The 20,124-nt window shown below is 67.8% G+C and carries 20 protein-coding genes; 13 read left to right on the top strand and 7 right to left on the bottom strand.

The window, feature by feature from the left end; translation table 11 throughout:
- The first annotated feature begins 221 nt into the window (after positions 1-221).
- From mshC to NC7_RS15295, 5 genes are all read left to right on the top strand, one after another.
- Entirely contained in the window at positions 222-1,460 is a 1,239-nt protein-coding gene (gene mshC, locus NC7_RS15315; RefSeq protein ID WP_067983503.1) for a cysteine--1-D-myo-inosityl 2-amino-2-deoxy-alpha-D-glucopyranoside ligase, read from the top strand.
- A gap of 98 nt (positions 1,461-1,558) precedes the next feature.
- Positions 1,559-2,383, top strand: coding sequence for a universal stress protein (locus NC7_RS15310; protein WP_067983502.1), 825 nt, complete (start codon positions 1,559-1,561; stop codon positions 2,381-2,383).
- Positions 2,384-2,416: 33 nt separating this feature from the next.
- Positions 2,417-3,859, top strand: coding sequence for a glucose-6-phosphate dehydrogenase (gene zwf / locus NC7_RS15305; protein ID WP_067983500.1), 1,443 nt, complete (start codon positions 2,417-2,419; stop codon positions 3,857-3,859).
- Positions 3,860-3,974: 115 nt separating this feature from the next.
- The gene (locus tag NC7_RS15300; RefSeq protein WP_067983498.1) at positions 3,975-5,393 is read left to right on the top strand and encodes a DUF445 domain-containing protein; all 1,419 of its coding nucleotides are present in this window, start codon (positions 3,975-3,977) and stop codon (positions 5,391-5,393) included.
- A gap of 2 nt (positions 5,394-5,395) precedes the next feature.
- Entirely contained in the window at positions 5,396-6,217 is an 822-nt protein-coding gene (locus NC7_RS15295; protein ID WP_067983497.1) for an Abi-alpha family protein, read from the top strand.
- Here the strand turns inward: NC7_RS15295 and NC7_RS15290 are convergent, their stop codons facing one another.
- Positions 6,218-6,874, bottom strand: a complete 657-nt coding sequence (locus NC7_RS15290; protein WP_067983495.1) for an enoyl-CoA hydratase/isomerase family protein — start codon at positions 6,872-6,874, stop codon at positions 6,218-6,220.
- 380 nt (positions 6,875-7,254) lie between these two features.
- Here NC7_RS15290 and NC7_RS15285 point away from each other — a divergent pair, with 380 nt between their 5' ends.
- Positions 7,255-7,800, top strand: a complete 546-nt coding sequence (locus NC7_RS15285) for a TetR/AcrR family transcriptional regulator (RefSeq protein ID WP_067983492.1) — start codon at positions 7,255-7,257, stop codon at positions 7,798-7,800.
- On the opposite strand, the gene NC7_RS15280 is transcribed toward NC7_RS15285, so the two are convergent.
- Genes NC7_RS15280 through NC7_RS15270 form a run of 3 tightly spaced genes read right to left on the bottom strand, consistent with a single transcriptional unit; the run spans position 7,797 to position 11,763 of the window.
- A complete protein-coding gene (locus NC7_RS15280; protein ID WP_067983490.1) occupies positions 7,797-9,647 on the bottom strand; it encodes a Na+/H+ antiporter in 1,851 nt (616 codons plus the stop codon). The genes NC7_RS15285 and NC7_RS15280 overlap by 4 nt on opposite strands.
- Before the next feature lie 39 nt (positions 9,648-9,686).
- Entirely contained in the window at positions 9,687-10,955 is a 1,269-nt protein-coding gene (locus NC7_RS15275; protein ID WP_067983488.1) for a threonine/serine exporter family protein, read from the bottom strand.
- Positions 10,956-11,007: 52 nt separating this feature from the next.
- Positions 11,008-11,763: a histidine phosphatase family protein gene (locus NC7_RS15270; protein ID WP_084458502.1), complete on the bottom strand. Its 756-nt coding sequence runs from the start codon at positions 11,761-11,763 to the stop codon at positions 11,008-11,010.
- A 131-nt stretch (positions 11,764-11,894) separates the two neighbouring features.
- Here NC7_RS15270 and NC7_RS15265 point away from each other — a divergent pair, with 131 nt between their 5' ends.
- Complete coding sequence (locus tag NC7_RS15265; protein ID WP_084458501.1) at positions 11,895-12,602, top strand: DsbA family oxidoreductase; 708 nt, start codon at positions 11,895-11,897, stop codon at positions 12,600-12,602.
- Here the strand turns inward: NC7_RS15265 and NC7_RS15260 are convergent.
- Complete coding sequence (locus tag NC7_RS15260) at positions 12,599-13,657, bottom strand: glucose 1-dehydrogenase (protein ID WP_067983485.1); 1,059 nt, start codon at positions 13,655-13,657, stop codon at positions 12,599-12,601. The genes NC7_RS15265 and NC7_RS15260 overlap by 4 nt on opposite strands.
- Positions 13,658-13,880: 223 nt before the next feature.
- Here NC7_RS15260 and NC7_RS15255 point away from each other — a divergent pair, with 223 nt between their 5' ends.
- From NC7_RS15255 to NC7_RS15230, 6 genes are read left to right on the top strand one after another with little or no spacing between them, the layout of a single operon-like run.
- The gene (locus NC7_RS15255; protein WP_067983765.1) at positions 13,881-14,672 is read left to right on the top strand and encodes an N-acetylmuramoyl-L-alanine amidase-like domain-containing protein; all 792 of its coding nucleotides are present in this window, start codon (positions 13,881-13,883) and stop codon (positions 14,670-14,672) included.
- A gap of 41 nt (positions 14,673-14,713) precedes the next feature.
- Positions 14,714-15,250, top strand: coding sequence for a class I SAM-dependent methyltransferase (locus NC7_RS15250; RefSeq protein ID WP_067983483.1), 537 nt, complete (start codon positions 14,714-14,716; stop codon positions 15,248-15,250).
- A gap of 9 nt (positions 15,251-15,259) precedes the next feature.
- A complete protein-coding gene (locus NC7_RS15245; RefSeq protein ID WP_067983481.1) occupies positions 15,260-15,676 on the top strand; it encodes a MerR family transcriptional regulator in 417 nt (138 codons plus the stop codon).
- Entirely contained in the window at positions 15,673-16,107 is a 435-nt protein-coding gene (locus tag NC7_RS15240; RefSeq protein WP_067983479.1) for a helix-turn-helix transcriptional regulator, read from the top strand. The genes NC7_RS15245 and NC7_RS15240 overlap by 4 nt, the downstream gene beginning before the upstream one ends.
- 10 nt (positions 16,108-16,117) lie before the next feature.
- Positions 16,118-16,546 carry a VOC family protein gene (locus NC7_RS15235; protein WP_067983477.1) on the top strand — a complete coding sequence of 143 codons (429 nt, stop codon included), beginning with the start codon at positions 16,118-16,120 and terminating at the stop codon, positions 16,544-16,546.
- 32 nt (positions 16,547-16,578) lie between these two features.
- Positions 16,579-18,948: an ATP-binding cassette domain-containing protein gene (locus NC7_RS15230; protein WP_067983476.1), complete on the top strand. Its 2,370-nt coding sequence runs from the start codon at positions 16,579-16,581 to the stop codon at positions 18,946-18,948.
- 51 nt (positions 18,949-18,999) lie between these two features.
- Here the strand turns inward: NC7_RS15230 and NC7_RS15225 are convergent, their stop codons facing one another.
- Both NC7_RS15225 and NC7_RS15220 read right to left on the bottom strand, forming a co-directional pair.
- On the bottom strand, positions 19,000-19,383 hold the full coding sequence (locus NC7_RS15225; RefSeq protein ID WP_067983473.1) for a DUF4234 domain-containing protein: 384 nt from the start codon (positions 19,381-19,383) through the stop codon (positions 19,000-19,002).
- An 82-nt stretch (positions 19,384-19,465) separates the two neighbouring features.
- Positions 19,466-20,080, bottom strand: coding sequence for a TetR/AcrR family transcriptional regulator (locus NC7_RS15220; RefSeq protein ID WP_067983471.1), 615 nt, complete (start codon positions 20,078-20,080; stop codon positions 19,466-19,468).
- Between the last annotated feature and the right edge of the window lie 44 nt (positions 20,081-20,124).

The following is a 20,124-nucleotide window of genomic DNA, read 5'->3' as shown; positions in this document are numbered from 1 at the left end:
GGGACAGCTACCGTTCGCGGGCACCGCACCCGGCACCCCGACGCGAGCACACGTGCCACAGCACCACCCCCTGCCGCCTGGGAATCCGCCTGAGTACAACCCTTGACACAGTCGCGGGAACACGTTTGTGTGCAGGTTGCGGGCCGGTCGGAAACAGCACCGGCAACCAGGTCGACCGGGCCGCGAGGCGAGCACTCCGGCCGGGGCTCTACCCTCGAATCATGCAGTCCTGGTCCGATAACGCCCTTCCGACCGTCCCCGGAGCAGGGCCGCCGTTGCGGTTGTACGACACCGCCGACCGCCAGGTCCGCCCGGTCACCCCCGGCGCGACCGCGAAGATGTACGTCTGCGGCATCACCCCCTACGACGCCACCCACCTCGGTCACGCCGCGACGTATCTGACCTTCGACCTGGTCAACCGGCTGTGGCGCGACGCCGGACACGACGTGCACTACGTGCAGAACGTCACCGACGTCGACGACCCGCTGTTCGAGCGCGCCGCCCGCGACGGCGTCGACTGGCGCGACCTCGGCAGCTCCGAGATCGACCTGTTCCGTGAGGATATGTCCGCCCTGCGGGTGCTGCCGCCCCGCCAGTACATCGGCGCCATCGAATCGGTCGAAGAAGTCGTCGAAGTAGTGCAGAAACTGCTGGCCTCCGGCGCCGCCTACATCGTCGACGACGCCGAACACCCCGACATCTACTTCCGTACCGACGCCACCGAACAGTTCGGCTACGAGTCGGGCTACGACCGCCCCACCATGGAGACGTTCTTCGCCGAACGCGGCGGCGACCCCGACCGCCCGGGCAAGCGCGACACCATCGACGCCCTGCTGTGGCGGGCCGAACGCCCCGGCGAACCGTCGTGGCCCGCGCCGTTCGGTGCCGGACGTCCCGGCTGGCACATCGAGTGTGCGGCGATCGCGCTCAACCGCATCGGCACCGAGTTCGACATCCAAGGCGGCGGATCGGACCTGATCTACCCCCACCACGAGTACTCCGCCGCGCACGCCGAAGCCATCACCGGCACCCGCCGCTTCGCCCGCCACTACGTGCACGCCGGACTGATCGGGCTCGACGGCGAGAAGATGTCGAAGTCCAAGGGCAACCTGGTGCTGGTGTCGAAACTGCGCCGCTCCGGTGTCGACCCCGCCGCCATCCGCCTCGGCCTGTTCGCCGGTCACTACCGCCAGGACCGCATGTGGACCGACGCGGTCCTCGACCAGGCCAAGGCACGGTTGGCCCGCTGGCGTGAGGCAGTGTCGCTCGCCTCGGGGCCATCAGCGACCGACACCGTCGCCCGCCTGCGCCAGCACCTGGCCGACGACCTCGACACTCCCAAAGCGCTTGTCGCGGTGGACAACTGGGCCGAGCAGGCGATCACCTACGGCGGCACCGACACCAAGGCTCCGACCCTGATCCGCCACGCCGTCGACGGACTCCTCGGCATCGCGCTGTGAGCTGAGGCCGCCACCACGCGCCCGATTGCGGCGCGGTTGCGGACGTGCGGGTTGTCTATACTGTGGCGAACCGCCGTCGTCGGATCGGAGAGGGTCCCATGGACCGCTACCAGCGCATCGTGGTGGGAACCGACGGGTCGGAGGCCGCGCAGCTGGCGGTCACCGTCGCCGGTGAGGTCGCGCTCCGGCTCGGCGTCCCGATCACCGCGCTGACCGTCTGGAAGGAAAGGGCGCGCAAGTCCGCCCTCGATCCCGAATCAGCCGTGCGGATCAGCGCGGCCGCCGTCGACACGCTCGTCGAGGCGGGTCTCGCGGAGGTGACGGCCCTGGACATGCCGGGAACACCGAGCGCGGCGCTGCTCGAGGTCGGAGCCAAGGATCCCGGCACGTTACTGGTGATCGGCGCCCGCGGCCTCGGCCGATCCAAGGACCGGCTCACCAGTTCCACCGCCAACCACATCTCCCACCACAGCCCGACCGACGTCCTGTTCACCCACAAGGTGCCCAAACGCTGGACCACTGTCGGCCTGGCCACCGACGGTTCCGAGAGCTCGATGCTCGCGGTGCGCCGCGGCTACGACCTGGCTCTGGAACTCGGGGCGCGCCCGTTCCTGGTGACCGCGACGAAAACCGACGCCGACGGCGCGGAAACCCTGGCCCAGGTGCACGCGGCCCTGACCCTGGACGACCCCGAACTGCTCGGCCACGACGTCCTCACCGGCGTTCCGCCCGCCGAGGCGCTGTGCAACGCCGCCTGGAAGTACGACCTGGTGGTGATCGGCAACCGGGGGATGAGCGGGCCCGCACGGCTGCTCGGCTCGGTCGCCAACAAGGTCACCCACGACATCGACACCAACCTGCTGCTGGTCGCCACCACCCACGTACCCGACGATCCCGACCCGGATCCGGGGCCACCGCGTTAGCCTGGAATACGTACCTGCGCAGGGAGGTTCACCATGGCGGAGTCCGACACCGCGCCGCACGTCGTCGTCCTGTTCGGCGCCACCGGTGACCTGGCCCGCCGCAAACTGCTCCCGGGCCTGCTGCATCTGTCGCGATCACATCTGGCCCCGGAACTACGGGTGATCGGGGTGTCCCTCGACGACCTCGACGACACCGAGTTCCGCGCAGCGGCCCGCACCACCTGCGAAACCTCCTCCCGCCGCGAGGTTCTCACCGACTGGGACCACTTCGCCGAAACCCTGAGCTATGTGCCGCTGAGCGCGGGCGCTCCCGCGTTACGCAAAGCTGTCGACACCCAGCGTGCCGCCCTCGGCGCCGACACCCAGGTGCTGGCCTACCTGTCGGTGCCGCCCAGGGCCGCGCCAGCCGTGATCGCCCTGCTCGCCGACGCGGGCCTCACTGACGACGCCCGGGTGGTGATGGAGAAACCGTTCGGCATCGACCTCGACAGCGCCCGCACCCTCAACACCACCATCCACGAGGTGTTCGACGAATCGCAGATCTTCCGCATCGACCACTTCCTCGGCAAGGAATCGGCCCTCAACATCCTGGCTTTCCGCTTCGCCAACGGCTTGTTCGAACCGATCTGGAATCGCAACTTCATCGACCACATCCAGATCGATGTCCCCGAAAAGCTCGGTCTCGAAGGACGTTCGGAGTTCTACGACGCCACCGGCGCGTTCCGCGACATGGTGGTGACCCACCTGTTCCAGATCCTGGCGTTCGTCGCGATGGAACCGCCGACGGCGCTGGATTCGGCCGGGATCACGGTCGAGAAGAACAAGGTGTTCCGATCGATGCTGCCGCTCGACCCGCGCACGGTGGTGCGCGGGCAGGTTCGCGGCTACCGCGACGAACCCGGTGTCGACCCCGATTCCGATACCGAGACCTTCGTCGCCCTGGCGTGCGGGATCGACAACTGGCGGTGGGCCGGGGTGCCGTTCTATCTGCGTACCGGCAAATACCTGGCGCAGGGGCAGCGCATCATCTCGATCGCGTTCCGCGAACCACCGCAGTCGATGTTCCCGCCGGGTTCGGGCGTCGGCGCGCACGGCCCGGATCACCTCACCTTCGATCTGGCCGACTCGTCGAAGGTTTCGCTGTCGTTCTACGGCAAACGCCCCGGCGTCGGCATGAAGCTCGACAAGCTGAGTCTGCAGTTCGCGCTGGAGGAAACCGACCGCGTCGGCGACGTGCTCGAAGCCTACGAACGGCTGATCCTCGACGCCATGCGCAACGATCACACGCTGTTCACCACCGCCGACGGTATCGAACGCCTGTGGGAGATCTCGGCGCCGCTGCTGGCCGACCCACCGCCGGTGCGCAACTACGACCCCGGGTCGTGGGGCCCCAACGCGATCCACCAACTGGTCGCCCCACGCTCGTGGCGGTTGCCGTTCGAACGGGCCTGGCGGGAACGCCGGGTCTGGACATGATCGCGGGTTTGCTCCGATATTGCGGGTAAGCGCCCAACTTGCCCGGAACCTCCCGATCAGTCACCTAAGATGACCGAAACGCGCGATGTTCGGAACACGACGGAGTGGACGCCGGATGAATGCTGAGATCGAGGCGGCGGGCTTCTTCGGCCTGCTGAACTGGGAAGAGATGACCGGGCTCAGCAAGTTCTGGGTCGACATGATCAGCATTCCGATCTTCAGCGCCATCGCGGGTCTGATCACCAACTGGACCGGCGTCATCATGTTGTTCGCGCCGGTGCGGTTCACCGGGTTCTACGTGCCGGGCCTCAAGACGCTGTTCCCGTTGCTGCCGCGCAAGGTGCAGATCCTGCCGACCTTCGCGCCCGGCGGGATCCTCGGTTTCCAGGGCTTCATCCCGGCGCGCGCGGAGAAGATGGCCAGCCTGATGGTGGACAACGCGGTCGCCAAGATCGGCACGGCCAAGGACTTCTTCGACCAGATGGACCCGCGCAAGATCTCCGCCCAGGTCGCCCACGTGGCCTTGCCCAACGTGCGCTCGATGGTCGATTCGATCATGACCACCGAACACCCGCAGCTGTGGGCCGACATGCCACCGCGTGGGCGCGAGGCGATCTACGCGCGGGTCGAAGCCGAACTGCCCGCGATCACCGACCGCGCCTTCGACTTCATCGGTGCCAACATCGACCAGTTGCTCGATGTGAAGCTGATGGTCGTGGGGTATCTGCGGCGCCGCCCGGAATTGCTCAAGGATGTGATCTACGGGCTCGGCGCACCCGAATTGCGGTTCATGACGCGCAGCGGGGTGCTGGGTTTCCCGTTCGGTGTCGTGGTGGCGCTGTGGTTGTCACTGCTGCACTACAGCTCCCCGCACGGTGACACACCCGCGCTGATCGAGCTGCCGGGTTGGTTGCACACCCTGGTGCATCTCTTCCCGGCATGGTTAATCGTGGTGCTCGGCGGTGCGGTGGTCGGTGTGCTGGTCAACATCATCGCCATCAAGGTGGTGTTCGAACCCGCCACCCCGCAACCGAGGTACAAATACCCGTGGGGCGTCGCGAAATTCGCCAAACGCCAGTATCAGGCGGCGGCTGACCTGGGGCACGCGATCGGGTACCAGATCGTCACCCTCGACGTGGTCACCGAACAACTGCTCGACGGGCCGAGCGGGGACAAGACCCGCGCGGTGATCGCCCACTTCCTGCAGCTCGAGATCGACCGCATCCTTGGCCCGCTGCGCTCGGTGACCCGATTGGCCGTCGGCCCACGACATTTCGACGCCATCCAGGCCACCGCCGGGGCGAGCCTGGCCACCGAGATGAAGCCGTGGCTCGTCGATGACATCGAGTTCTCCCAATCGACGGCGGCCAGTGTCGATCAGCTCGCCACCGAGAAGCTGCGTGAACTGCCGCCCGACGAATTCGTGGAAATGCTCTACACCGCCATCGAACAGGACGCCTGGCTGCTGTACCTGCACGGCGGCATCCTCGGCGCCCTCGTCGGCGGCGTGCACCTACTGGTCTTCGGAGTGTGAGCATGGACGACGAACGCGACCCCGATCTGCCCACCGACCTGGTCGGCCTGGCCCGCATCGCCGGACTCACCATGCGTCAGTTCGTCGGCGCCGTCACCAAGGGCGCCCTGCACACCGCCACCGAACTGGTCGACGACATCCGGGCGGGCGAACCGATGTCGCGCATCATCGACGAACGCGTCGACGTGTTGCGCCGGGCGGCGCTGAGCGCACTGGGGTTGGCGCCAACCGCCTCGGGCGCGCTGCGCGCCATCGACTCCGATGTCGACGCCGACGATCTCAAGACCATCGGCGACGCGATGATCAACGAGGGCTGGGACTCCGCCCAGCAACCCCGCGACGTGCACCCCTCGTTCGTGCCGATCCTGCACGACCTGACCCCCGACGAGGCCCGTATCCTGCGGTTCCTCGCCGTCGCCGGACCCCAACCGGCCATCGACATCCGCACCAAGACACCGTTCGGGATCGGGTCGCAACGCCTCGCCGACGGGATCAACATGATCGCCAACATGGCCGGGTGCGCCATGCCCGAACGCGACCACCACTACCTGGGCAACCTCAACCGGCTCGGGCTGGTCCGGTTCTCGAGCGAACCGGTCGCCGACTTCCGCCGCTACGCCTTCCTCGAAGCCCAACCCACCGCTCAGGCGGCCTACAAGTCGGTGAAGATGCGGGCGATCAGCCAATACCGCAGCATCTACCTGTCGGTGTTCGGCAAACAGTTCTGCGACGCCTGTTTCGTGCTCGACGGGTACACCGGTGGTGGCTGGGCCACCGACGATCGCGGGGATGTGTACCTGGGCAGAGGTCCACGGCTGCCGTGATCAGCTCCGGCCGCGCAGGGCGGCGAGCACGGACTCGAACATCACCGCTTTGATCGCCGTCATGGTCTGCTGATCCTTACCGCCGAGCGGCGCGACCGAGGCCAGCGCGGCATCGAGGACCCCACCCTCGGCCGCGGTGGCGTCGACCAGGTCGAACGCGGCCGCTTCGGTGCCCTCGAAACGACGCGCGGTGGTCATGGCCGCGATCGCCGTCTTCGGGGGGACCTTGGCTTGGATCAGGGCGGCCATGCCGTTGGTGAACGGGATACGCAGTTCGGCCTCGGGGAAGCAGAAGAACCCACGATCGGCGCGCATCACGCGGTAGTCGTGCGCGAGTGCCAGCATCGCGCCCGCGCCGAACGCGTGTCCGTCGATCGCGGCGGCGGTCGGCATCGGCAGGGTGAGCACGCGAGCCAACAGCAGGTGCACGGCGGCCACGTAGTCGGCGGCCTGGTCGCCGTTGGCGGCCAACCAGTTCAGGTCGAGACCCTGGGAGAAGGCCGGGCCGCTTGCGGTCGTCACCAGGGCCTGGGCTCCGGTGTCGACCACGGTGTCGAGGTGGGTGTGGAGGTCGGTGAGCAGGTCTGGAGAGAGGCGGTTCTCGCCGTCACCGAGATCGAGCACGGCGACGGTGCCGTGGTGGCGCAGCGTGGGCATACGGTTCCTTTCGATGCGTAACCAGGTGTGCGCCAACGCTTCCCGGCGGGCCTGTCGGCATCCTGCGGGTGATCCGTCCGCGAAGGAAGCGGGACCTGTTCGGGCAACGGTGGTTTCGGTGGCGTCGAGCACGGCCCGGGGGACCATGAAACAGGGGTTCGTACTGAACAATACTTTACAGAGCTTCTGCTCCGTTATTCCATCCGGGACCTCCCCGCGCGGCATGGAGCACCGATTATGTTCCAGCGCTTGGCTTTTCAGGCGGTCACGCCGCGTTCGGGCCACAGAATAAACTTCGTTACGGTGATCTGGACGCTCGATACGATGGGGTACTGTTCGCATTCTTCGGCCCTGCCCGCACGAACAGAAACGGCATCGCGATGTCCCGAGTGGTTACCAAGGAGCAGTACTTCGACACCGCGGTGGCGGTGCTCGCCGAGTTCGGCTTCAAAGGTCTCAACATCGGCGTGCTCTGCCGTCGGCTCGGAGTCACCAGCGGCTCGTTCTACCACCACTTCGGTTCCTGGCAGGGCTTCGTCGACGCGCTCCTGGAACACTGGGAGAACCGCCAGATGGTCGAGCTACGCGCCCTCGACGTCGGCCACGGTGACCCCGACGCCGACGTGCGCGCCATGTCCGAACTCACCGGCGGACTGGAACACGGCGCCGAAGCCGCTCTGCGCGCGTGGGCTGCCAACGACGAATCGGTGCACGTCACCGTCAAACGGATCGACGAGTCACGCCGACGCACCGTGCATCGGGTGATCGACAGCGTCATCGGAGACGACGCAACCGCCGCCGTGGTCACCGAGGTCGGCATGGCCATGCTGATCGGATACCAGCAACTCGCCGCCACCGGCGAACCCACCGAACTCGACCGGCTGCTGTCGCAATACGCGCGCCTGATCTACTCGCACCGCCGCTAACCGAGCAGTTCGTCGAGGTAGCACCAGCGCCACTGTTCGCCCGGCTCGACGCTGCGCATCACCGGGTGCGCGGTGGCGTGGAAGTGCCCGGTCGCGTGATTGCCCACCGACGACTCACAGCAACCGATGTGCCCGCACTCCGAGCACATCCGCAGATGCACCCACCGCATCCCGGCCTCCACACACGCACGGCACACCAGTTCACCCGCCGGTACCGGAGTATCGGGCGCCTGTTCCAGATGCGCGCAACCCGCGACGGTCCCGCCCAGCGGTTCCGGCGAGGTGTCGCTGTCGTCCTCGTCGAAACGGTCGATCATCGACTCCTCGAGATCGAGGTGGGCCAGCACATGCTGGAGCACCTCGTAGTCGACCGCGCCCACGTCACGCACGGCGAGCACCGCGTCACGCTCGGCGGCCAGCATCGCCACCCGTAGCCGCCGGTACTCCGCGGTGGGGGTCACCCATTCGGCCTCCGGGCGGCCGAGTCGCTCCCACGCGGCATTGGTGCGCCAGGTGAGTCGCTGACGCAGCGACTCGACCACCGGTTCCGGCGTGTGCGGACCGATCCTGCGCTCGAGCTCGGCGAGCCCGGCGACCGAAGCCTGGTGCAGCAGATCGGCTTTGGTGAGCGCGTCCTCGGCACGGCTGGGTCCACGCAACCGCAGCAACCGCACCAGCCACGGCAGCGACGTGCCCTGCACCAGCAGCGTGCCACCTACCACCACCAGCGCCAGCAGTTCGAGCACCGGCAGCTGCGGTGTCGAATCCGGCAGCAACAGCACCGCGGCCAACGTCACCACCCCGCGCATGCCAGCCCACGACACCACCGCCGCATGACTCAACGGTTCGGTCTCGCGCCCGAACAGCCGGGCGATCAGCACCGGGGTGAACACCCACACCGGACGCGCCAGCATCACCGCCGCCAGCACCGCCACCGCCGCCACGAACAGCGTCGTGTGATCGAGCCCGGAATGCCAGGCGCCCTCCACGATCCAGCGCACCTGCAACCCGATGACGAGGAACACCGCACTCTCCAGAATGAACTGCACGGTGCGCCAATTGGTGGTCTCGGCGACCCGTGAGGCCGCGCCCTGCCAGCGATGCGCGCCGTGACCGAGGATCATCCCGCACGTCACCACCGCGATCACCCCGGAGGCGTGCACATGCTCGGCGGGCAGGTACGCCACGAACGGGGCGAGCAGCGATACCGTCGTGTCCAGCACCGGGTCCTGGATCCGCTTGCGCAACACCACCAGCACCGAGGCGACCAGCGCACCGATCACCGCGCCACCGACCGAGGCGAGCAGGAAGTCGCCACCGATCTGCCACACCGTCACCGCACCGGCCATCGCCGCGATCGCGCCACGCAACGACACCAGCGCTGTCGCGTCGTTGAACAACGACTCGTCCTCGAGCACCGTCACGATGCTGCGCGGCATCCCGGTACGCCGCGCTATGGCGGTGGCCGCCACCGCGTCCGGGGGAGCGACCACCGCACCGAGCGCGACCGCCGCCGCGAACGGCACCGGCAGCAACCACCACACCACCAGCGCCACAGCGAACGTAGAGAACAACACCAACCCCACCGACAGCGACGCGATGGTGCGCAGGTTCTTCCGGAAATCGACCAGCGAGGTCTTCAACGCCGCCGTGTAGAGCAGCGGCGGCAGCAGACCGAGCAGCACCATCTCCGGTTCCAGGTGCACCTGCGGAACCATCGGAACATAGGACGCGAGCACGCCCGCCACCGTCAGCACGAGCGGTTCGGACACCCCGAAACGACGCGCGGTCGCGGCGAGCGCCGCCGCGGACCCGATGAGTACCACCAAACCGATCGCGACATCCACCCCGGCATTGTTCCACCCCCGCTACCGGGTAGCGCTCGGTCAACCGCGCCGCGCCAGCACCGACCACAGATACACCCCGAGGCTGGCCCCGACTCCCAGGGCCACACACACCGCCCCGGCCTGCACGAAATAGCCGACCCCCGACACCTGATACACCGACAGGATCAGCCCCTGGCACACGATCAGACCCGGCAGCAACGCACCCGTGATCCCGACCAGCGCCAGCGCCGACATCGGCAACCGCAACGGGTCCGCACACGCCGCCGCGAGGAAACCGAGCACCACCGCGGCGATCGGCCCGGCCCACGCCGAGGGCATGTTGCCCAGATGGATCAGTGTCTGGTTCACCGACGCGGTCACCAGACCCGCCACCGCGGCGGGCAGCAACAACCCACTGCCACCGGCATTGAACAGCGCGTTGCCGATCGCGCCGAGAACCGCGAACACCACCCCCAGCCACACCGGCAGCACCGGCAGGTCCGCGTTCACGGCCACACCGAGATCGAAACGCCACGACAGCGACAGCACGAGCAACCCACCGAGCACGATCCCGCCGATGATCAATCCCGCGCCGAGTGCCCGCACCAGCGCCGACATGCTGTCCGCGCTCACCATGTCGATGGCGGTCGAGATCAGCTGTGGCAGTGGGGCAATCAGCACCCAGGTGGTGGCGATGACCGTGGCGGCCTGCGCCACGGTCAACCAACCGGCCAGATGACACAGCCCGCCCAGGCTGCCCGCCAGCGCCGCCTGGACGGCGACGCCGAACAGTTTCGGCACCCCGTAGGCGCCGAAACCGCGTCCGGTCACGTTCACCACCAGCTGGATGACCGCCGCCAGCAGCGCCGCCGCGATACTTCCCCCGATCTGCACACAGATGCAGAACGCCAGCAACATCCCGCCCGCCTGCACCCACCACCACGGGAACACCGCAGGCCCGTCGTCAGCGGTGGCCAACCGGTGACACGCGGTCGCCGGGTCGAGCCGCTCGGTCACCGTCGCTCGCGCTACCGCCTTGATCCGGCGCATCCGGTCGCAGTCGAAGCTGTCGAGCCCGGCGGCCTCGCCCATCCGCGAGACCAGATGTCCCTGCCCGTCGTCGCACTGCACGAGCAGCACGCGACCCATCCCGGTCACCGTCACCTGCGACAGACCCCACGCCCCGGCACACGACAGCACCATCTGCTCGGCGGCCGCGGTGGCGTACCCGCATTCGAGCGCGTCGGTTCCGAGCCTGGTCAGGAACTCGAGTGCCGCGTCGAGGTCGGCGGTGCCGGTGCGGTCGCGTCCGGTGTCCTGGTTCGGCATGCAGTCAATCTAGGGGTGGCGAAACCCCCGCCCCCGCCGACACGCACGGCACTCACTCGTCCCGCTCGGACCCGCTCAGATGCTCGGTCGAGCCCCACACCCGCAACGCCAACCGCGCGCCCTCCCGCCGCCACTGCGACACCGAGGCGTTGGGCACCGGCTCCAGCGAATCCGGAACGGGCGCACCGAGACCGTCGAGGATGTAGCGCAGCGACACGATCACCGCGTCGTGGGTCACCAGCAGCACCTGTTCGTCGGGGGCGACGGCGTCGAGCTCGTCGAGGAAAGCGCGCACCCGGACGGCGACGTCGGCCAGCGACTCACCACCGGGTGGTCGGTACACCCAGTTGCCGACCTGCTCGCGCCGCGACGCCTCTTCGGGGGCGCGTCGCCGGATCGCCCGGTAGGGATGCAGCTCGAACACCCCCATCTCCCGGTCACGCAGCCGTTCGTCGACCAGGGTGCGGATCGGGGGGCGCCGACGTTCCCGCACCGCGGCGTCGGCCATGAGCGCCCACGTCAGCCGGGCGCGCAGGTAGGGGGAGCACACCACCAGACCCGGACGCTGCGTGCTCGCCAACGCGGCAAGCCACCCGCCCAACCGCCGGGACTGGGCGCGGCCGTACTCGGTGAGATCCATCCCGGCATCGGTGCCCCGCATCGGCCGCGTCTGGGTGGCCGGGTCGGCGTACCAGACGTTGGCCTCGCTCTGGGCATGACGAACCGCCCACAACCCACCGAGCGCCCTCGGTCTCGGCAGACCGTCGGGCACCTGCACCCACCCCCTGTCGCTGTGTTCGAGCGCCATGATGTCCTCCCCGTCGCGCCGGAATAGCGGCCGTGTCGCCCGCGTTGCACCGAGCGAACTTGTACGCCTGTCCAGAATGTGTTCCGCCGGGCGGGCGCACCCCGTCGACGATGTGGCGCAGGAGGCCCCGCTTGACCACAAGAGTAGAGATCTGGACCGACATCAACTGCCCGTTCTGCTACCTGGGCAAAGCCCGCTTCGAGCAGGCACTGCACCATTTCGAGCACCGTGACGACGTCGAAGTCGTACACCGCTCCTTCGAGCTCGACCCCACCCTGCCCGCCGACGAGAGCGGCCCGGTGATCCCGCGCATCGCCGCCAAATACGGCATCACCGTCGACCAGGCCGCCGCCAACGAACGCGCCATCGGCGCCCAGGCCGCCGAACTCGGCCTGCCCTACCAGAGCACCGGCCGCGACTACGGCAGCAGCTTCGACATGCACCGGCTCCTGCACTTCGCCCTCGAACAGGGCCGCCAGGAAGCGCTGCTCGACGCCCTGTACGCGGGCAACTTCGCCGAAACCGAACCGGTCTTCGCCGACACCGAACGCCTCGTCGCCCTCGCCGTGCGCGCGGGCCTCGACGAGCCCCAGGTCCGCGCCGTCCTCGCCGACCCAACCGCCTACGCCGACGCCGTCCGCCAGGACGAACGCGACGCGGCCCAGCTCGGCGTCACCGGTGTGCCGTTCTTCGTGTTCGACAACAAATACGCCGTGTCGGGCGCCCAGCCGACCGAGGTGTTCACCCAGGCACTCACCACCGCATACAACGACCGTCCGGCACCGCTGGTCACCGTCGCCGAGGGCGAGTCCTGCGGGCCGGACGGCTGCGCGATCTAGCTCGCGCCGAGATCGATGACGACCTTGATATCGGAGTGATCACCCGGGTCGAAGGCCTCCAACGCCCGCTCCAACGGCAGCCGCCGGGTGATCAACCGGCCGAGCCACGCCGGATCGGCCTTGGCCAATGCCTGGGCCGCAAGCTCGTAATGGTGGCGATTGGCGTTGACCGACCCGAACACCACCGCGTTGTCGAGCACGATGTTGCGGTTCACCGCGCCCACGTCGATCTCGGAGTCCTTGCCCGGCGACGACACTCCGGTCAGACAGATGATCACGCCCGGATTGTTGAGCCGCAGCAGCTGCTCCGCGATGGGGGTGGCCGCCGTCGCCTCGATCACGATGTCGGCGTTGATCTTCTCCCCGACATCGAGCGCCGAACCCGTGTGGAACGTGGCACCGAGATCCTCGACCAGTTTCGGCTTGGGACCGTCGGTGGAACGGTCGAGCACGTGCACATCCAGACCGCGCTGCACCCCGAGCATCGCGGCGAGCAGACCGATCGGCCCGGCACCGGTGACCAGCACCGACTTCGGTTCGAACCAGGCCCGCTGGTTGATCCGCTCGATCTGGTCCCAGGCCTTGGCCAACACCGTCGTCGGTTCCATCAGCACACCGACCTCGGTGAGCGCCGGATCGAGCTTCACCGTGTAGTCGGCCTCGACCACCCACGACGTCGACCCGTACCCGTCGATCTGCTTGATCCCGCGCTCCACGTACTCACCGTTGCGGCACATGTCGAATTCGCCGTGCGCGCACGCCCCACACGGCACCGGGTCCGGCCTGCGCACGATGCCGACGACGAGGTCACCCGCGGCGAACTCGCTGCCCTCGGGGGCGGTGCGGACCCGGCCGAGCGACTCGTGCCCGAGAACGAGTCGCTCACGTCCCGGCGGCGCCCAGCCGTAGATGCCCGAGGCGATCTCCCGGTCGGTGCCACAGATGCCGAGCGAAATACCGTCCACCAGAAGCTCGTTGGGGCCGGGCACCGGATCCGGCACATCGTCTATCCGCAACGATCCGGGTTGGTTCGGCACTACGGTCAAAGCACGCATGTCGTTTCCCTTCCGCCGCAACCGGCGATGCTGTCGACGAACTGCCCGAGCTATTCATTCGCGAACCCTGGTGAAACACGCACTACCTGGGACAACGTTACGGGAAACACGGGGTGAGGCGAAGGGCCGGAAAGGTCGCGAATTGTTTGCAATCCGGGTTGTCGCCGCCGTCGGTTACCGTAGGGCGGCCCACATTCGACCGACCGTGCCCGCCGGAGGCGTCTTGCGCACCATTGTCCAGGTTCTGTGCCTACTCGTCGCGGTCGTCTGCCTCGCCGTACCCGCGCACGCCGCCCCGGTCGTGCTCGACGCCACCACCGCGGGCACGGTCGACGCGATGCTCGACGCCCGTGCCCGCGCGGGTACCACCGACCGCGCCGTCCGGATCGAACGAATCTCCGCCCGCCTCCTCGGCACTCCCTACGGGGCGAACATGCTCATCGGTTCGGCGGACACACCCGAACAACTCGTCATCGACCTGCGCCACGTCGACTGCTTCACCTTCCTCGACTACGTCGACGCCGCTTCGCGTTCGGCCACCACCGACCAGTTCGTCGACAACCTGATCGCCGCCCGCTACATCGACAGCCGGGTCGAATTCACCCACCGCAAACACTTCTTCACCGACTGGGCGCACACCGCACGGATCTCGGCCACCGACATCACCGCCGACCTGAGTCCGGCCGCGGTCACCACGAACAAACACCTCAATGCCAAAGCCGACGGCACCACCTTCCTGCCCGGTGTCCCAGTCGTCGACCGGACCGTCACCCACATCCCCACCGGCGCGGTCGACGGGGGAGTGGTCGCCGGGCTGCGCACCGGCGACTTCATCGGCGCCTACACCCCGACGGCGGGCCTGGACGTCACCCACGTCGGGATCCTGGTCCACACCACCGACGGCCCGATGTTCCGCAACGCCTCCTCACTGGCCGAGCACGGCAAGGTCGTCGACACCCCGCTGCTCGAGTACGTGCGCACCGTCCCCGGCATCCTGGTCCTGCGCCCGCGCTAGCCGCTTGACTTCAGGTCGACCTGAACACCGACAGTGGTGCCATGACCACCTTCGGACATCGCGAGAGCCTGCACTACGACCGGCGCGCCACCCGCCTGCTCACCGGCCTCTACCGCCGCATCAGTGCCGACGTCGACACCACCGCGGCCCCGGGCGCCACCGTGCTCGACCTCGGCACCGGGCCCGGAAAGCTCCTGGCACACATCGCGACCCGACGCCCGGACCTGACACTGCACGGCCTCGACCTGTCGCCCCACATGATCGACATCGCCCGGCACAACCTCACCGATCACCGGACGGAACTCACCGTCGGCGACGTCACCGACCTGCCCTACCCCGACGCGAGCATCGACCTGATCGTCTCCAGCCTCAGCATGCACGAATGGCCCGACCTGACCGCCGCCTTCTCCGAGATCCATCGGGTCCTGCGCCCCGGCGCCACCGCCACTGTCTACGACTTCCGCTTCGCCCGCACCCGCGAGATCCGCCACAGTGCGGGCCGCATCGACCGCGAGAACATCCGTCTGCCCTGGTATCCCGTCGCCCTCGTCACCCGCTACCGTCTGCACACCGCCTAGAGTTCGACCATGGCGACCATCGGTGAGGTCGCGACCCGCTTCGGACTCGCGACCCACGTACTGCGGCACTGGGAAGACCAGGGACTGCTCACCCCTACCCGCGACTCCGCGGGCCGACGGATCTACCGCGACACCGACATCGACACGATCGCCATGGTCGTCCTCGGCAAGAAAGCCGGACTCTCTCTCGAAGACCTGGCAGCGCTGTTCACCCGCGGCCCCGACCGCGACACCCGCCGCCACATCCTGCGAACGCACCGCGACCGGCTCACCGAACAACTCGCCCGCACCCGCACCGCCCTCGACGCGGTCACCCACGTCCTCGACTGCGACGCCGAGGACTTCCGCACCTGCCCGCACTTCCGCGCACACCTGGCAACCGTGCTCGACGGGGCATCGTCACGACATGCGACGATCGGTCCATGACCGGCCCACGCCACCAGCATCTGAGCGACCTCGCCCGGCTGCGCCGCGTGCGCGACCGCATCGATCGCGAATACCACAAACCCCTCGACGTGGAAGCGCTCGCCCGAGGCGTGCACATGTCCGCCGGACACCTGAGCCGCCAATTCCGCCTCGCCTACGGCGAATCGCCCTACTCCTACCTCATGACCCGGCGCATCGAACGCGCCATGGCCCTGCTGCGTCTGGGCGAGATGAGCGTCACCGAGGTCTGCTTCGCCGTCGGATCCTCCTCACTCGGCACCTTCAGCACACGCTTCACCGAACTCGTCGGTGTCCCGCCGAGCGTCTACCGACAGCAGAACGCCCCGACCGACGGCATCCCCTCCTGCGTGGCCAAAGCGGTGACACGACCGATCAGGAATCGAGAAGCAACCGGTTCCGGCGACCGTTAGCGTCGAGCCCATGAACATCACCATCCACCAGAGCTACCTGCCCCAGGACGACCCCGACGCCGCGCTGACCTTCTACCGCGACACCCTCGGCTTCGAAGTCCGCAACGACGTCGGCTACAACGGCATGCGCTGGATCACCGTCGGCCCGCAAGGCCAGCCCGACACCGCGATCGTCCTGCACCCGCCCGCCGCCGACCCCGGCATCACCGACGACGAGAAGCGCGTCATCACCGAAATGATGGCCAAGGGCACCTACGCCGGAATCAACCTCGCCACCGACGACCTCGACGGCCTGTTCGAGAAACTGCAGGCAGGCGACGTGGAAGTGGTGCAGGAACCCACCGACCAGCCCTACGGTATCCGCGACTGTGCCTTCCGCGACCCGGCGGGCAACATGATTCGCATCCAGCAGACGAAACACGTCGGACCCGACCGCTAGATTCGGTGGACGCCGAACGACCGAGGAGACCCATGAGCAAGACCGCAGCGCCCGCGCCTGCCGACAGCCACGACCTGATCCGGGTCACCGGTGCCCGGGTGAACAACCTGCGTGATGTCAGCGTCGAAATCCCCAAGCGCCGACTCACCGTGTTCACCGGTGTCTCCGGCTCCGGGAAGAGCTCCCTGGTCTTCGGCACCATCGCCGCCGAATCCCAGCGCCTCATCAACGAGACCTACAGCGCCTTCGTCCAAGGGTTCATGCCCAGCCAGGCCCGCCCCGACGTGGACGTCCTCGACGGGCTCACCACCGCCATTCTCGTCGACCAGTCGCGTCTTGGTGCCGACCCGCGCTCCACGGTCGGCACCGTCACCGACGCCAACGCCATGCTGCGCATCCTGTTCAGCCGCCTCGGCGACCCCCACATCGGCTCCTCGCAGGCGTTCTCGTTCAACGTGGCCTCCATCAGCGGTTCCGGCGCGGTCGCGGTGGAGAAGAACGGGGTCACCGTCAAGGAACGCCGCAGCTTCTCCGTCACCGGCGGCATGTGTCCCACCTGCGAAGGCAAGGGCACCGTCAACGACATCGACCTCACCCAGCTCTACGACGAGAACAAGTCCCTCGACGAAGGCCCGTTCACCATCCCCGGCTACAGCATGGACGGCTGGATGGGTCGAATCTACAAGGGCAGCGGCTTCTTCGACCCCGCCAAGCCGATCAAGAAGTACACCAAGAAGCAGCTCGCCGACCTGCTCTACAAGGAACCGACCAAGATCAAGGTCGACGGCATCAACCTCACCTACGAGGGCTTGATCCCCAAGATCCGCAAGTCGATGCTGTCCAAGGACGTCGAGTCGCTGCAGCCGCATGTGCGGGCCTTCGTCGAACGCGCCGTCACCTTCGGCACCTGCCCCGACTGCGACGGCACCCGGCTCTCGGCCGAAGCGCGCTCGTCGAAGATCAAGGGCAAGAGCATCGCCGACGCCTGCGCCATGCAGATCACCGACCTCGCCGAATGGGTCAAGACGATCCACGATCCGTCCGTGGCGCCGCTCCTGGAATCGTTGCGCGGCACCCTCGACTCGTTCGTCGAGATCGGCCTCGGCTACCTGTCGCTGTCGCGCCCCTCGGGCACCCTGTCCGGCGGTGAGGCGCAGCGCGTCAAGATGATCCGCCACCTCGGGTCCTCGCTCACCGATGTCACCTACGTCTTCGACGAACCCACCGCGGGCCTGCACCCCCACGACATCCAGCGCATGAACGACCTGCTGCTGCGCCTGCGCGACAAGGGCAACACGGTGCTCGTCGTGGAACACAAGCCCGAAACCATCGCTATCGCCGACCACATCGTCGACCTCGGTCCCGCCGCGGGCTCCAAGGGCGGAACGATCTGCTTCGAAGGCACCGTCGACGGGCTGCGCGCCAGCGACACCGTCACCGGCCGTCACTTCGACGACCGCGCCTCGGTCAAGAACACGGTGCGAAAGTCCACGGGCGCGTTGCCGATCCGTGGTGCCGTCGCCAACAACCTGCGCAAGGTCGACGTCGACATTCCGCTCGGTGTGCTCGTCGCCGTCACCGGTGTGGCCGGTTCGGGCAAGAGCTCGCTCGTGCACGGCTCCATCCCGATCGACGAAGGCGTCGTCTCCATCGACCAGGCCCCCATCAAGGGTTCGCGCCGCAGCAACCCCGCCACCTACACCGGCCTGCTCGACCACATCCGCAAAGCCTTCGCCAAGGCCACCGGGGCCAAGCCCGCCCTGTTCAGCGCCAATTCCGAAGGGGCGTGCCCGAACTGCAACGGCGCGGGCGTCGTCTACACCGACCTGGCCATGATGGCGGGCGTGTCGACCGTCTGCGAAGTGTGCGAGGGCAAACGGTTCATGGCCGAAGTCCTCGACTACACCTTCGCGGGCAAGAACATCAGCGAGGTGCTGTCGATGCCCGTCGACGAGGCGCGGGAGTTCTTCGGCGAGGGGGAGGCACGCACACCGGCGGCTCACAAGATCCTCACTCATCTCACGGAGGTCGGCCTCGGCTATCTCACCATCGGTCAGCCGCTGACCACCCTGTCCGGCGGTGAACGCCAGCGCCTGAAGCTGGCCACCCACATGTCCGACAAGGGCGGGGTCTACATCCTCGACGAACCGACGACCGGTCTGCACCTGGCCGACGTCGAACAACTCCTCGGGCTGCTCGACCGCCTCGTCGACTCCGGCAAGTCCGTCATCGTCGTCGAGCACCACCAGGCCGTGATGGCCCACGCCGACTGGATCATCGACCTCGGTCCCGGTGCGGGCCACGACGGCGGTCAGATCGTCTTCGAGGGAACGCCCGCCGACCTCGTCGCCGCCCGCTCCACCCTCACCGGCGAGCACCTCGCCGCCTACGTCGGCGCCTGAAAAAGGCCCTCCCCCTGGGAATCCCGCCGGGGGGAGGGCCGTCAGGTCGGCCTACTGGTCGCGCTCGGGGGCGGCGACCTTGTTCAGTTCGAGCTGGTAGTACAGAATCCCCAGTCCGAGAACAAGATTCAGCAGGAACCCGATCGCCGGGCTGCACGATGGCTCGATCCCGGCGCTCTCCTGGGTGGCCCTGATCCGGTTACCGGTCCGCCAGTAACTGACGATGAAACCGATCCCGGTCCACGACAGAAACAGCATCACCAGCAGAGGACCGGTGACCGGGGCCTCGGGGTCACGGCGCTGCTCGGCCATCTCCTTGTGGATCTTGTAGTACCAGACGAAGAAGTAGATCCCGAACGTGATGATCGGGAAGACCAGCCACACCAATACCGGGTTGCGTCGCTGCACCGGTGATGGGGCGAGGGCTGTAGTCATGTCGGTGACACCTATCTGAATGCGAATGGAATGTCACAGCAGGGCTTTTCGGCGCCACCGCAACCTCGCAACGTACTGCACGTCACCCGGTCGCGCCACCCGAGGAAGTCCGGCGGGGGAGTAGGCCGAGGGTCAGGTGGCTGACCAGGTCGTCGAGAAGCAGCTCGGCGTCGTAGTCGGCGGTGTAGCCGGAACCGACGAAGGTCGCGAGCCCCTGGAGCGCCGCCAGCGCGGTGACCCCGATGCGTTTGGGATCGCCGGGGATGATCTCGCCCGCGGCCTGACCTTGCGCGATCAGCGCGATGGGTACGGCGAAGGCCCGCTCGGCGGCCTCGTGGATCTCGGTCTCGGTCGAGCTGTGCCTGCGCGCGAACATCAGCGGCAGCAGCTCCGGGTTGTCGACCGCGAAACGCAGGTAGGTGTGGGCCATGGTTCGCAGGCGCGTCGTGATCGGGCCGTCGGTCTCCGCCTCTTCGAAGCAAGCGCCGAGTCGCCGCAGACCGGTCACGGCCAGGGCGTCGAGCAAGGCCTGCTTGTCGCGGAAATGTCTGCTGGGCGCCGCGTGGCTGACGCCGATGTCGCGGGCGAGCTGACGCAGCGACAGGCCGTCGGCGCCGACCGTTCGCAGCGTCGCCTCGGCATGCTGCAGCAAGGCGGCGCGCAGATCGCCGTGGTGGTAGCGCGAATGCAAGGACATGGTGCCAGCAGGATATCCGACACACCCCCGAATGTTTGCATTGA

The organism is Nocardia caishijiensis NBRC 108228 (assembly GCF_001612825.1).
In the GTDB taxonomy this organism is placed as follows: Bacteria; Actinomycetota; Actinomycetes; order Mycobacteriales; family Mycobacteriaceae; genus Nocardia; species Nocardia caishijiensis.
The sequence above is the reverse complement of the archived record's forward strand: the minus strand, read 5'-3'. Positions and strand labels throughout refer to the sequence as shown.